This is a genomic window from Galenea microaerophila (assembly GCF_054657255.1).
The window spans coordinates 371,703-385,613 of record NZ_BAAHWZ010000002.1; the positions used below are offsets into that span (position 1 = coordinate 371,703).

16 protein-coding genes are annotated in these 13,911 nt (G+C 44.5%); 9 read left to right on the top strand and 7 right to left on the bottom strand.

All coding sequences use genetic code 11. The features are described 5' to 3' along the window. Position 1: 1 nt before the first annotated feature. Genes ACYQ05_RS07100 through hisB form a run of 5 tightly spaced genes read right to left on the bottom strand, consistent with a single transcriptional unit; the run spans position 2 to position 3,107 of the window. A complete protein-coding gene (locus ACYQ05_RS07100) occupies positions 2-352 on the bottom strand; it encodes a phosphoribosyl-ATP diphosphatase (protein WP_459819673.1) in 351 nt (116 codons plus the stop codon). Beyond that, the gene (gene hisF, locus ACYQ05_RS07105; RefSeq protein WP_459819674.1) at positions 349-1,122 is read right to left on the bottom strand and encodes an imidazole glycerol phosphate synthase subunit HisF; all 774 of its coding nucleotides are present in this window, start codon (positions 1,120-1,122) and stop codon (positions 349-351) included. The genes ACYQ05_RS07100 and hisF overlap by 4 nt, the downstream gene beginning before the upstream one ends. Then, positions 1,119-1,868, bottom strand: a complete 750-nt coding sequence (hisA, locus tag ACYQ05_RS07110) for a 1-(5-phosphoribosyl)-5-[(5-phosphoribosylamino)methylideneamino]imidazole-4-carboxamide isomerase (RefSeq protein WP_459819676.1) — start codon at positions 1,866-1,868, stop codon at positions 1,119-1,121. The genes hisF and hisA overlap by 4 nt, the downstream gene beginning before the upstream one ends. Beyond that, positions 1,869-2,510, bottom strand: a complete 642-nt coding sequence (hisH, locus tag ACYQ05_RS07115) for an imidazole glycerol phosphate synthase subunit HisH (protein ID WP_459819678.1) — start codon at positions 2,508-2,510, stop codon at positions 1,869-1,871. Then, complete coding sequence (gene hisB / locus ACYQ05_RS07120) at positions 2,511-3,107, bottom strand: imidazoleglycerol-phosphate dehydratase HisB (protein WP_459819680.1); 597 nt, start codon at positions 3,105-3,107, stop codon at positions 2,511-2,513. Between the two features lie 444 nt (positions 3,108-3,551). Between hisB and ccoN the strand changes: the two genes are divergently transcribed. The 9 genes from ccoN (at position 3,552) to ccoS (ending at position 12,590) form a co-directional block, all read left to right on the top strand. After that, positions 3,552-4,988 (top strand): cytochrome-c oxidase, cbb3-type subunit I, encoded by a 1,437-nt coding sequence (ccoN, locus tag ACYQ05_RS07125; protein WP_459819682.1) that lies wholly within the window; start codon positions 3,552-3,554, stop codon positions 4,986-4,988. Positions 4,989-5,061: 73 nt separating this feature from the next. Next, entirely contained in the window at positions 5,062-5,883 is an 822-nt protein-coding gene (gene ccoO, locus ACYQ05_RS07130) for a cytochrome-c oxidase, cbb3-type subunit II (RefSeq protein ID WP_459819684.1), read from the top strand. After that, positions 5,876-6,061: a hypothetical protein gene (locus tag ACYQ05_RS07135; RefSeq protein ID WP_459819686.1), complete on the top strand. Its 186-nt coding sequence runs from the start codon at positions 5,876-5,878 to the stop codon at positions 6,059-6,061. The genes ccoO and ACYQ05_RS07135 overlap by 8 nt, the downstream gene beginning before the upstream one ends. Positions 6,062-6,082: 21 nt before the next feature. Next, positions 6,083-7,006 (top strand): cytochrome-c oxidase, cbb3-type subunit III, encoded by a 924-nt coding sequence (ccoP, locus tag ACYQ05_RS07140; RefSeq protein WP_459819687.1) that lies wholly within the window; start codon positions 6,083-6,085, stop codon positions 7,004-7,006. 64 nt (positions 7,007-7,070) lie between these two features. Then, a complete protein-coding gene (locus ACYQ05_RS07145; protein ID WP_459819689.1) occupies positions 7,071-7,208 on the top strand; it encodes a hypothetical protein in 138 nt (45 codons plus the stop codon). Between the two features lie 159 nt (positions 7,209-7,367). Next, positions 7,368-8,840: a cytochrome c oxidase accessory protein CcoG gene (gene ccoG / locus ACYQ05_RS07150; protein ID WP_459819691.1), complete on the top strand. Its 1,473-nt coding sequence runs from the start codon at positions 7,368-7,370 to the stop codon at positions 8,838-8,840. A 286-nt stretch (positions 8,841-9,126) separates the two neighbouring features. Further along, entirely contained in the window at positions 9,127-9,666 is a 540-nt protein-coding gene (locus tag ACYQ05_RS07155) for a FixH family protein (RefSeq protein ID WP_459819693.1), read from the top strand. Continuing rightward, complete coding sequence (locus tag ACYQ05_RS07160; protein ID WP_459819695.1) at positions 9,666-12,176, top strand: heavy metal translocating P-type ATPase; 2,511 nt, start codon at positions 9,666-9,668, stop codon at positions 12,174-12,176. The genes ACYQ05_RS07155 and ACYQ05_RS07160 overlap by 1 nt, the downstream gene beginning before the upstream one ends. Positions 12,177-12,353: 177 nt before the next feature. Next, positions 12,354-12,590: a cbb3-type cytochrome oxidase assembly protein CcoS gene (gene ccoS, locus ACYQ05_RS07165; RefSeq protein WP_459819697.1), complete on the top strand. Its 237-nt coding sequence runs from the start codon at positions 12,354-12,356 to the stop codon at positions 12,588-12,590. A 5-nt stretch (positions 12,591-12,595) separates the two neighbouring features. Here ccoS and ACYQ05_RS07170 read toward each other — a convergent pair whose 3' ends face one another. Together ACYQ05_RS07170 and ACYQ05_RS07175 are read right to left on the bottom strand one after the other, a co-directional pair. After that, positions 12,596-13,258, bottom strand: coding sequence for a hypothetical protein (locus tag ACYQ05_RS07170; protein WP_459819699.1), 663 nt, complete (start codon positions 13,256-13,258; stop codon positions 12,596-12,598). After that, positions 13,259-13,867, bottom strand: coding sequence for a hypothetical protein (locus ACYQ05_RS07175; protein WP_459819700.1), 609 nt, complete (start codon positions 13,865-13,867; stop codon positions 13,259-13,261). Between the last annotated feature and the right edge of the window lie 44 nt (positions 13,868-13,911).

Consider the following 13,911-nt stretch of genomic DNA (forward strand, 5'->3'; position numbering starts at 1 on the left):
TCTACTTTCGGCTGGCTTTTTCAGCATGACCGCTTAACCCAAACCGGCGTTGCAGTTCGGCAAGCACCTGTTGGGAGGATAAATTTTGCTGCGCTAATAGTACCATAGTGTGAAACCATAAATCGGCGACTTCATAAATAAGGTGTGCTTGATCGCTTTCACTGTGGCTGTGATCCGCATCTTTGGCAGCCATGAGAACTTCAGCAGACTCTTCGATCACCTTTTTTAGGATGCCTTCTACGCCTTTGGCATACAGACTGGCCACATAGGATTCATCGGGTGACTGCGATTTGCGTGCCTCGAGGACTTGTTCGAGCTGTTGCAAGATGTCGTTGTTTACGGGCGTGTTCATAGTCTGACCTCAATGCCTTGGGCTTGCATGGCCTGTTTGGCCTGTTGAATGGTATATTCACCAAAATGAAAGATGCTGGCGGCTAAAACCGCTTCGGCATGCCCTTTTTGAATGCCTTCAGCTAAATGCTCCAGCTGACCCACGCCGCCAGAAGCGATGACCGGAATTTTAACGCTATCAGCGATGCCTCGGGTGAGTGCAAGATCAAAGCCATTTTTTGTGCCATCTCGATCCATGCTGGTCACCAGCAGTTCGCCAGCGCCGAGCGCTTCCATCTTTTGTGCCCAATCGATGGCATCGATACCAGTGGGCTTGCGTCCACCATGGGTAAAGATTTCCCAACGATCAGGTTCATCGGGCGTTGAGGTTTTTTTGGCATCAATGGCAATCACAATACATTGTGAGCCAAAGGTTTCGCAGGCTTCTTGCACAAAGCCTGGATTAAAAATGGCGGCTGAGTTAATCGCGACTTTATCGGCACCGGCATTGAGCATGGTGCGAATATCGTCCACCGAGCGAATGCCGCCGCCTACGGTTAGGGGGATAAACACTTGGCTCGCGACTTGTTCCACCACATGCACGAGGGTGTCTCGATTGTCACTGGTGGCGGTGATGTCTAAAAAAGTGAGCTCATCCGCGCCTTGCTCATCATAACGTTTGGCGATTTCAACTGGATCGCCGGCGTCGCGAATATCGACAAACTGCACGCCTTTGACCACGCGGCCGTTGTCGACATCAAGGCAGGGAATAATGCGTTTGGCCAGGCTCATGGTGTCTGCTCCGCAGAGAGTTGATCTGCTAAGGCTTGAGCTTCGGCAAAATTGAGCGTGCCTTCATAGATTGCACGGCCGGTAATGGCACCGATCACACCATCTTTTTCAATAGTTGCCAAGGCTTTAATGTCATCCAGATTGGTGATGCCGCCCGAGGCAATAATCGGTACATTCACCGCTTGCGCTAAGGCTTGGGTGGCTTCGATATTAACGCCTTGCATCATGCCATCTCGACCAATGTCGGTATAAATAATCGCTTCAATGCCGTCATCTTCAAAGCGTTTGGCAAGGTCTTCCACGCGATGATCTGTCACTTCAGCCCAACCATTAATGGCGACAAAGCCCTCTTTAGCATCTAGGCCAACCATAATATGCCCTGGAAAAGCCTCGCAGGCTTGTTTAACAAAAGCTGGGTCATGTACAGCTTTAGTGCCGATAATACAATATTGTACGCCAGCTTCTAAATAGGCTTCAATGGTGGATAGATCGCGAATCCCGCCGCCAATTTGAATGGGGAGATCAGGATACGCTTGGTGGACTTGGTGAACCACAGAGGCATTCATCGGTTTGCCTTCAAAAGCGCCATTTAAATCGACCATATGCAGACGACGCGCGCCTTGATCTACCCAGCGTTTCGCCATGGCGACAATGTCCCCTGAGAAAACGGTAGCATCTTCCATAACCCCTTGGCGCAGACGAACGCATTCGCCATCTTTTAAATCAATTGCAGGTATCAATAACATTTAAATCTGTCCATCCCATTGGATAAAATTGGTAAAAAGCTGTAAACCCACTTCTGCGCTCTTTTCTGGGTGCGCTTGGATCGCAAAAAGATTGTTGGCCGCCACAGCCGAAGTAAAGGTTTCACCATGTGTGGTTTTTCCAGCAATGAGATCACGGTTTTCCGGTTGTACATAATAACTGTGCACAAAATAGAAGCGGCTGTTTTGTGGGATTTTATGCCAGAGTGGATGCGTTTGTGTTTGCTCAATTTGGTTCCAACCCATATGAGGGATCTTTAATTCCGGGTTGTCGAGCTGAAACTGGGTCACGGTTCCCGGCAGAATATTTAAACAGTCTACGCCCTCATTCTCATCGCTGTGAGTGAACAGCACTTGCAGCCCCATGCAGATCCCCAAAAAAGGTTTTTCTTGAGCCGCTTGTTGTACACTGTGTTCTAGACCGGTGTCAATTAAGGCTTGCATACACGCCTTGGCGGCACCTTGACCGGGAAAGATAATCGCATCCGCATTGTGAATGTCTTCTGGAGATTGGGTAACAATCACCCGGCTCTGTGCCGGTGCCACATGCTCAGCGGCCTTTGAGACTGAGCGTAAGTTGCCCATGCCATAGTCTACGACCGCTATCAGTTTTTGATCGGCCACTTATAGCGCTCCTTTGGTTGAAGGCAGTTGATCTCCTAAACGCGCATCAGGACTCAACGCCATGCGCAGAGCACGCCCAAAGGCTTTAAAAATGGTTTCTGCTTGGTGATGTGCGTTGTGACCGCGTAAGCAGTCGATATGCACTGTCGCTTGCGCATGGTTTACAAATCCTTGAAAGAATTCATAGACCAGTTCGGTGTCAAAGCTGCCAATAGAGGCACGGGTAAAGTCCGCATGAAACACCAATCCTGGTCGGCCAGAGAGGTCAATTACGACACGTGAAAGGGCTTCATCGAGTGGTACATAGGCGTGACCATAGCGGGTAATCCCTTTTTTATCGCCCACTGCCGCTTTTAAGGCTTGGCCGAGCGTAATCCCCACATCTTCTACTGTATGGTGGTCATCAATATGGGTGTCGCCTTGCGCTTGAATATCCAGGTCGATCAGCCCATGACGCGCGATTTGATCGAGCATATGTTCAAAAAAAGGCACGCCAGTTTGCAGATTGGCCTGGCCACTGCCATCCAGGTTTAGATGAACTTTAATTTGTGTTTCAAGGGTGTTGCGCTCTATCGTCGCAGTACGAGCAGCTTGCATTCCATCACTCCAGCAAAAAATCCTAATTAGTATAAAAGATTGTGAGGGGGTTGTCCAAAAAGCGATTGCAGGCATGATTAAGTTAGAAGATTTTAAGAGGTATTAAGGAGTCATTTTAAGTTTGAAATCATAATGCGTTAGGATTGATAAGATTGGTTGATGTGGATATAAAAAATACTGGGGTCAGGCACGTGGATAGTCTTAGGGAGTTTTGCGATAATAGATGAATTAAAAATCTTAGGTATTAATGACCTGGCTTGTTTGAAGCAATAGAGTTAGATGAAATATTGATTCAAATTAATTTTTTAGGGAATTCATGCTTTCTTCAGACTTCGATCTGAATTACAATCGCACTTGAAACGATACCGTATTGAGTGCGAATTCTGACAAATTGCGTCAAAAGTCGAGCTAGATACATTATTTTAAGTTAAAGGAGGATCCATTATGGATGCAACGACTAAACCACAATATGATAATGGCGTGGTCCAGTACCTCACGGTAGGCGCTGTTGTCTTTTTGGTGTTGGGGACCATGTTTGGTACCTATGCCGCTTTTGAGTTGGCTTATCCAGTGTTGAATTTCGATATTGCCGAGATCACTTTTGCACGCTTGCGTGTGATGCATACGAATACCGTGATTTTTGCTTTTGGGGGGATGACCCTGATGGCAACGGCATTTTATTCTGTACAGCGTACTAACGGTGTGCGCCTGTGGAGTAATGGTTTGGCCTGGTTTACGGCAATTCTATATACCATCGGCCTTTTAGGGGTAGTTGTTTCTATCTCATTAGGGATGACGACTTCTAAAGAGTATCATGAGCAAGAGTGGCCTTTAGCGCTTGTGATTGCAATTGTTTGGACTTTTTATACCGTCAACTTTGTGATGACGATTGCGTCTCGTGATAAAGAAAAAGTGCCCAATGTTTACGTCTCAAACTGGTTCTTCCTAGGGATGATGATTGCCATCACTTATTTATATGTGGTGAATGGTTTGGCCGTGCCCGTTTCATGGTTCCGCTCATACTCTATGTTTGCGGGTGTGCAAGATGCAATGATCCAATGGTGGTGGGGTCATAATGCAGTAGGTTTCTTCCTAACTGCTGGTTTCCTCGCCATTATGTACTATTTTGTACCTAAGCAAGCTCAGCGTCCCATCTACTCATATCGTCTATCAGTAATTCACTTCTGGGCGTTAATGTTTGGTTACGTGTGGTTGGGTGCTCACCATCTACAATATACAGCTTTGCCAGACTGGACGGGCTCTTTAGGCGCGGTGATTTCCTTGGCGATGATTATCCCTTCATGGGGGGGTGCTTTAAACGGTATGTTAACGCTATCAGGTGCATGGGATAGATTGCGTACAGACTATATCCTTCGTTTCCTAATTATTTCGTTGGCTTTCTATGCGATGTCCACTTTTGAAGGTCCAGTTATGGCTTCAAAAACGGTCAATGCGTTGTCTCACTATACAGATTGGACAGTTGGGCATGTGCACTCTGGTGCCTTAGGTTGGGTGGCCATGGTCTCTATCGGTGCCATCTATCATATGGTGATGAAGCTGTGGAAAACTGAAATGTATTCAATGAAGCTCATTAACTTCCATTTCTGGTTGGCGACCATTGGCACCGTGTTCTACATCGTGGCGATGTGGGTGTCAGGGATTATGCAAGGTTTGATGTGGCGCGCTTATGATGAGTATGGTGTGCTGGCTTATACCTTTGCGGAATCGGTTTCTGCGATGCATCCATACTATGTTATGCGGGCTGTAGGGGGCTTCTTATTTATGAGCGGTGCAGTCATTATGCTATACAACGTTATTATGACGATTCGTATGGCGAATGCTAAGCAAACCGTTTCAGCGGGCGCTACTGCAAACGCCTAATAAATCTAATAGACTGGTTCAATGCGAGCGCTGAACCAGTCATAGTTAATTAATGAGTTGGGGAGCAAAACTCATGGCAAATGAAAAACCAAAAAATTTACAAGAACGGTTAGAACGGAATATTTTTGCATTATTTACGATGACAGCTTTTGTTGTCTCTATCGCTGGTATTGTAGAAATCGTGCCGTTGTTTTACCTTAAAAGTGCTGTGGATTATACAGAGCGCGTAGACAAATACGGGAATGCTAAAAATGAAAAATTTCCCGAATTAGTTTGGTCTCGAACTTTTAAAGAAGAGAACGGTAAAATCGTTTCGGATAAAAAATTGTATGAAATCAAAAATGGCAAGGTTGTCATGCCGGACTGGAAGCCAGGTGATGGGGTGCGTCCCTATACACCTTTAGAGCTTGCCGGGCGTGATATCTATCTTCGTGAAGGGTGTTATATCTGTCACTCTCAAATGATTCGTCCATTCCGTGATGAACGTGAGCGTTATGGTCACTTCTCACTTGCAACTGAGTCTATGTATGACCATCCGATGCTATGGGGTTCTAAACGTACAGGTCCTGATTTGGCGCGTTTGGGTGGTAAGTACTCTGATGAGTGGCATGTGATGCACTTAATTCGTCCTCAAGATCTGGTACCAGAGTCTGTAATGCCTGCATATCCTTGGTTAGCTGAAAATAGCATTGAAAAAGATTTCTTCGGAACGCACCGTGATATGAAAAAGCGTTTAGAAGTGATGCGTATGCTGGGTGTGCCTTATACCGATGAAGAGATCGAACATGCAGATGAAGCCATTAAGGGTAAAACTGAAATGGATGCATTGGTCGCCTATCTCCAGGTACTAGGCACTATGGTTAAACTAGATGACTCAAAGGCCTATCGTGAGTAAGCTAGAAGCCTATTTCAGTACCAACTGGTCTGCAATGACAGGCCAAGATTGGGCAGGATTGATTATAACAATCGTGGTATTTTTCGGCATGCTAATCGCCTTTGCAAAAACGCTCAATCCTAAACGAAAAAAAGAGCTTGAGCAGGAAAAATACCGGATTTTAAAAGACGACGATTAAAGTATTCTGAGGAGAAAGACTATGGCACATCACAACCCATGGCCTAATGAAGGCAATACTGGGCATATCTGGGATGAAGATATTAGAGAATTAGATAATCCCCCACCATTATGGTGGATGCTCGCTTTTTATGCAGGCTTTGTAATGATTATTTTTTATTCGATTTACTACCCGACCATTCCTCTTGCGGATGGTTATACAAAAGGGATTTCGGGTTGGACAGCTATTAAAGAGTATGAAGAGGATTACCAAAAACTTAAGGCGTGGCGAAAAGCCAAATTTGCAGATAAAGAGGAGAAATTGGCTTCTCTACCTGCAGCTCAAATTTTGGCAGATCCGGATTTGAAAGCCTATTCCGTAGCAACTTCAAAAATGTTGTTTGGTGACTATTGCGCAGCTTGTCATGGCGTAGGTGGACAAGGTAATCCTAACTTTCCAGTATTAGCCGATGATGATTGGCTATGGGGTGGGAAGATTCAACAGATTCAGGCCTCTATCTCCAATGGACGCGTAGGAAATATGCCGGCTCGCGGTATGATGGGGAATTTGACAGATGATGAAGTTAAAGCGGTCGCAAATTATGCTTTGGCTTTGTCAGAAGGGAAAGGCGAAGAACCACAATATGCTGCCGGTAAAGCAGTGTTTAAAAAAGGGATGTGTTTCGCTTGTCATGGTCCTACAGGAAAGCCATTGGCTCCTGCGGGTGCGGCAAACTTGACGGATCAAATTTGGCGTTTTGCGCCAAATATGAATCCAACTCAGGAGGAGATGCTCGAATCCTATATTCATACTATTAAATATGGCGTGAATGTTAAAAAGAATGGAGAGTATCTAGCAGGTACTCGTCGTGCGGAAATGCCATCGTTTAAACATCGCTTACCTGATGCTGAGGTGAATATTAAGCGCTTAGCCGTTTATGTCCATGAATTAGGGGGCGGTCAATAAGCATAAATTAGGAGGCTTAGGCCTCCTTTTTTTCTTCATAATATTATTTACTGAGGAGTTTACAATGGGTGATTTAAATAATGATTGGGTTTTATACGGATCAATTCTCGCACTGGTACTTACCGTTGCCGCTTTATTAGGCTTTGCATGGAAAGCGATTAAAGGGATTGAGGGTCTAGAGAAGGACGAGAATAAAAAGTAACCTTTTAAAGTTATTTCGATATAAAAAAGGGGGGGACCCCTTTTTTTATTTAGATTAATTTAGATGTATGTATGCATTCAATTGGTTAAATATAAAACTATCATTTTATGATGCATGTTTGATACATCTACTTTTCCTATTCATTAAAGGCATTAATTAATGAGCGAGCAAGATAAAAAAACCGATTATAAGCGGGATGCAGGTACAGGGTCACTATTAGATGAATTTGATACCACAAATAAAAATTTGGATGCGATCGGTGTCGAATTACTTGAAGTCCATACACAGGGTGTTGTACATGCAAAAAGAATTCCAGGGCGTTTTAGAACATTAAAGTGGCTTGGTGCCTCTCTTTATTTAAGTTTCTTTTTGGCCGTCTATTTACGTTGGGATGGACACCAAGCAATTCTTTTCGATCTGCCAAATCGACAATTCCATATTTTTGGACTCACCATACTGCCTCAAGATATTTGGGTGTTGGCGATGATTCTGCTCTTTTTTGCTTTGGCTTTGGCTGCGGTCACTGCGGTGGCGGGGCGATTATGGTGTGGTTATCTCTGCTTTCATACCGTTTGGACCGATGTCTTTACTTATATAGAGGATCGTTTGGTTGGCGGTCCAAATAAGCTTAAAAAGCTTGATAAGATGCCGTTTGGATTAGAAAAAATTAAAAAGAAATTGCCCATTTGGCTTTTTTGGCTAGGCCTCTCATTTCTAACGGCCATCACATTTGTTGGTTACTTTGACGACATTATCAGCTTATGGAAACGACTGTTTACACTTGACTGGACCACGACAGAAACCACCATTATTTTATCACTGACTGTTGCCACGTTCTTTTTTGCTGGCTTTTTGCGTGAACAGGTGTGTATTGGGTTCTGCCCCTACGCCCGTATTCAGGGGGCAATGATTGATGTGGAAACCATTGTGCCCACTTACGATCGTGAGCGTGGGGAACCTCGTGGTCGAATGCGTCGTCCGAAACCTGGAGAGGAGCCCCCTAAGTTAGGTGATTGTATTGATTGTAATCTCTGTGTAGCCGTGTGTCCAACTGGCGTGGATATTCGTAAAGGGCAGCAGTTTGGTTGTATTACCTGTGGTTTATGTATTGATGCTTGTGATTCGGTGATGGAAAAAATCCATAAACCGAAGGGGCTCATTCGCTATGCTTCATTAGCAGAGCTGGGTGGTAAAGCGCCCAAGCCATTATGGAAGCGACCACGTGTAATTGTTTATACTTCAATTATGACGTTAGCGGCTGCAGCGATGATCTATGGATTATCAACGATGTCACCCATTGATGTGAAAGTGTTGCATGATCGTGCGCCATTATTTGTCAAAATGAGTAATGGCTATATCCAAAACAAATATATGGTTAAAATTGTCAATAAAAATTCGCAGACAATGAAAGCCCATATTGAGGTGGAAGGGCCTAAAGGGACGATTGCTATTGCAAACCAAGGCTTAACCATTGAGTCTGGGAATGTCGGCAGTTCTCCCTTGCTCGTGCGAGTGCCCGCAGATAGTCTAAAGTCTAAAAATGTGCCGATTAAAATTATTGTGACAGATCAATTGCACCCAGAAATTAAAGCAGTTTATGAGAGTGTGTTTATTGGTCCCAAGCCTCGATAAAAGAGACCTTTACACGAGAATGGTTCTACGACTAAAAATGGCTAAAATATCCCAAATCGTTGTTGGAAAACTTGACAATAGCTGGCTATTGCCTGCGTTTCCCGCCTAGATATGGAAAATTTTTTCTCATTTTTAGCTCGCATCCCACTCATGCAAAGATCTCTGAGAATTATCCATTTTTAATTCACTCTTTGAGTGAAAAGGTTCAATATAATGACCTACCTTAGGGACAAACCTTGGGTGGGTTATTTTTTAGGTATAAAAGAGGGCTAGGAAAGAGATGAAAATGAAAGACTGGAGTAACCCCTGGAAAAATCCGATTGTTATTTTGTGGTATGCGCTTTTGGCTGCAGTTTTACTCGTGCATATCTATCTTGTGAGTGCATCCATTATTACTTTTCCCGGCTTGACCATAAAAGATTACTATGAGAAAGGAAAAAACATGGGCAAGATTATTGCCCAACGTGAAAAAATGGCGCAGATGGCTTGGCAAATTGACATTAACTTGCCTTTGCTGACGCAAAATAAGCCGCAGCACTATACGATTTTAGTTAAAGATAAATATGGTCAACCGTTTAATGTTGATTCAGCGGTGCTTTATTATTATCGGCCTTCCAACAAGGCTTATGATGGTCAAAGTGTTTTGAAGCCAACAGGCCAAGTAGGTGAATATGAAGGGGAGATTAACCTGCCGTTAAAAGGAAAATATGACTTTGTATTAGAATTAAAACGAGGTGAAGATCTCTTTCAGATAGGGCGTACAATGATGGTGCAGGAAAATCCTGACAGTCATACGAAAACCACACAATCTACAGGGCATAAGTGATGCATACATCACAGGATGGACACTGTTTTCACTGTGGTCAATCGCTGCCACCAGCAGACGAAATTGTTTACCGTCCCATTCAGGATGAAGAGCGTCAGTTTTGTTGCCACGGCTGTGCAGGTGTTTGTGAGTCCATCTATGAAGCGGGGCTAGAAAGCTTCTATCGCCGAACCCCGGAAGGGGAGCTTCTTTCGCCCCCACCTCCTCCCACGCCTGATGTGGAATTTTTGGATTATGATGAAGTCCAAGCGCAATTTACGCAAACGGATCGTGATGTTCGTGAAATTACATTGGTTTCTGAAGCGATTCACTGTGCCGCTTGTATCTGGTTAATTGAGCACACCTTGGCAAAAATTGAGGGTGTCCTCTATGCCAAGGTCAATTTTACCAATAAGCAAATTAAAGTTCGCTGGGATAATCGCAAGGTCTCGTTGTCTGCAATCGTCAAAGCGTTGAATAAAATTGGCTATGATGCAACGCCTTATGACCCCACTGAATCAGAAGCTGCATTTCGTAAAGCCAATCGAGATTTGCTTTATCGTCTAGGGTTTGCTGGCTTTGCGATGATGAACGTCATGTGGTTCTCGGTTGCACTTTATAGTGGCGCCGAAGAGGATTTGCACTATCGCACCTACTTTTATTGGTTAGAGTTTATTATTGCGACCATCACTTTGGCCTATTCTGGACAGCCTTTCTTAAGAGGCGCTTGGGGCGCCTTAAAAGCGAAACAAGTCAATATGGATGTCTCGATTTCTCTGGGCATTCTCACCACCTACCTCTATTCGACCATAGTCACCATAGGTTGGCTGCCTGCTAAAGGTGTCTATTTCGATACCTTAATTGATTTTATTTTTTTGCTCTTAATCGGCCGCTATGTTGAAGCGATTTCTCGTAATAAAGCGGTCGATGCCAGTCGCCGTCTAGCAGATCTACAACCCAAGGTGGCAAGACAACTCAAGCCCGATGGAACGGTTGAAATTGTACCGGTGCGACGTTTGAAAAAAGGGGATGAAGTGCAAATTTTGCCGGGAGATAAGATCCCGGTGGATGGTGAAGTGATTCGGGGGGCCTCCATGGTGAATGAGTCGATGCTCAGTGGTGAGTCCACAGAGATCTCTAAATCCATTGGGGATAAGGTAGCGGCTGGAAGCATCAATTTGGATGGCGAGCTTGTGGTTCGAGTGGAGGCCACTTTAGAAGAGACCACACTGGGTCGTATTGTACATTTGGTGGAAGAGGCCGAGGGCTCCAAAGCGCCGATTCAGTGTACCGCCGAAAAAATTATGCCATGGTTTGTGTCAACAACGATTAGTTTAGCTGTTTTGAGTTTTGTCTACTGGATGTTGCATGCTGATTTGGCGACTGCGGTGATGGCTGGGACTTCTGTATTGATTATCACCTGTCCCTGCGCGTTTGGTTTGGCAACTCCAATGGCGACGGCTGTGGCGACGGGTGTTTCCGCGCGCTTCGGTATTTTGATTAAAAACAGCGCGGTTTTAGAAATCTTAAGTGGTGTGAATCACTTTGTGTTTGATAAAACCGGAACCTTGACAAAAGGGCAGATGAAAGTGGTTGATGAGGTGTTTCTGCCTGAATACCAAAAAGATTTAGATCAGATTTTGATCGATGTGGGGCATATCGAATCCAGGAGTGAACACAGTATCGGTGCGGCCGTCTTTGCTTCCTTAGCAGAACGCTACGGGCAACTGAAAGCGCGATTGGCCGAGTTGGACTTTTTTCAGGTGCATCCTGGTAAAGGCGTAGAAGGTAAGGTGCGTGGCCACCATTACTATATCGGCACGGCTAATTGGATTCAAAGCTATGAAGTGGAGATTCCGCATCATTTAATCGAAGCGCAGGAGCAGCAAGGTCAACAAGGTCGTACCGCTGTGTGGGTGGTGCAAGATAAAAAGGTGATAGGGATTTTATTTCTAGAAGATGAATTACGTGAAGATGCCGAAGAGTTGATTCATCGCCTCAAGCAGAGAGGCTGCAAGGTCACACTGCTGAGTGGCGACCGTCAAGTGGTTGCGCAAGCTGTGGCGAAAAAACTCGGTGGAATGGAGGTGATTGCGGAAGTCTTGCCACAAGATAAGCATGCGATGATTGCCAAGCTGCAACAGCAAGGGGACAAAGTTGCCATGACAGGCGATGGGATGAATGATGCACCTGCTTTGGTGCGTGCAGATGTGGGCTTTGCTTTAGGCTCTGGAACGGATGTTTCCATGGACAGTGCGGATGTGGTGTTACTAAATAATGAGCTCTTAGCCGTTGAAACGACGGTCGCGCTCTCCGAAAGAACCCTACGCACCATTAAGCAAAATATTGCCAGTTCGATTGCATATAACTTAATTATGGTGCCTTTGGCGATGGGAGCGCTCCTGACACCTTTAATCGCCGCCATTAGTATGCCGATAAGTAGTTTAGTGGTGGTGGGGAATGCGGCACGGATCCGTACCTTTTATAGTGAACGTGCGGTCGCTAAACGCAATCGCCGCTTTGCTAGATAGAGAGACCTTTGCACGAGATGGTTCTACGGCTAAAAATGGCTAAAATTTCCCCTATCGTTGTTGGAAAACTTGGCAATAGCTGGCTATTGCCCGCGTTTCCCGCCTAGATATGGAAAATTTTATCTCATTTTTAGCTCGCATCCCAATCATGCAAAGGTCTCAGAGAAAGGAAAAGAGATGGAAGTTATTTATGGTTTGATTCCAATGATGTTGATTTTTGGTTTTTTAGTGGTGGTGGTCTTTATTTGGATGGCGAAAAAAGGCCATTTTGATGATTTGGATGGGGCAGCGCACTCGATATTTTTGATCGATGAAGAGTCGCCTCTTGATGCTGAATCACAGAAAAAAGAGTCTGTTAAAGAGCAGGCTCAATCATCAACCGAAAATAAAGAGAAAGAAAATAAAGAGAAATAAAAAACTTATTGGGTTCCTGATGCAAACTGCGGTGCGTATTGTAAAGCATCAGGACCATCTGGATCATAGATGATTTCTAATCCATATTGCGGATAGCGCCAGCGTTCTATCTGGGTGGTTTCTTCTTTAAGAATCTGTTCGGGGTCGCCGAAACGCATTTTTATAGCGCGATAGGTCAGGTTCTTTTTGGGAATTAAAGTGATGGCGGCAATAGGGAGTTTGAGGCTACTGGCAATATCTTGACTCGCTAGTGTGACTTGTCGCTGTCCTGTTGGGGTGACGGTCGTTGCTGGAGAGCGATTGTAGAAATCATTTAAGGTTGCGTCATCAGCTTTCAGTTTCAGCAGCAAAGCGGCTTTAATGCTGCCAATATAAATGACTGGAAAATAGGCTTCTAGGCTTTTTTCGCTCTCATCCTTATTGGAAAATAGCTGGATTTCGACATCTTTACCATAGCGTTTCATGGCATCTTCTAAAGTGCTCTCTGGAATCATCAACCCTAAGGCTTGTATTTGATGATTAGGGAGCACTTTCGCATTCCAAGGAAGCTGATTCGGATTAAGATTGCCTTTTGGTGTGGGAGCAGTGACCATTAAAATAAACATGAGTCCGAATCCGATCACCAATACCCAAAAGAGGGGAGAGCGATTTTTAAGGAAAGCTTTCATTTATTCACTGTCCTTCCGCTCGGCCTCTTTTGCAGGTTTTTCCACATGACCATCATCATATTCCCCAAGCACTTCATTTGCATCTTCTCCCCGAGGAATCAGTTTTTCGATACTGGGGTCGATAATGCCATTTCCTGCATCAAATACAGAAATTCCGGTTTGCAGAAAAGTAATGAGGGCGGCAATAAAAATGATGGTGGCTGCAAAACGCACGGTAATAATTTCACCAATATTGGTTTGAGAACCTGTGGTCGAGAAGTCATTCATTGTCATGCCACCTGGGAACAGTTTGTTAATCAGTAGATAGATGGCAATAATCACGCCGGCTGCGGCATAGCTATATAAAAGGATTTTGCTGCGTTTCCATGCCAATTTCCAGTGTGCTGCCACAAACCAGCTTTCGGTCTTTTCTACTTTTTTACCATGGAAATAGATATAGGCAATAATCAGAGAGGAGATCAGTGGCGTTAATAGCAGTTCTGCCGTGTTATCGCCGATTTCCAGCACAATCATCGGAATAAAAAGGTGGACCAAAATGATATTAAGGTTAAAAATATGATGTGGTATTTTCGCTGCATAGGCTTCGTGCGCATTGATTTTGTATTGCATGGCTTCCTTTATATGAATTTATAAAAAAATAATTATACCATTGA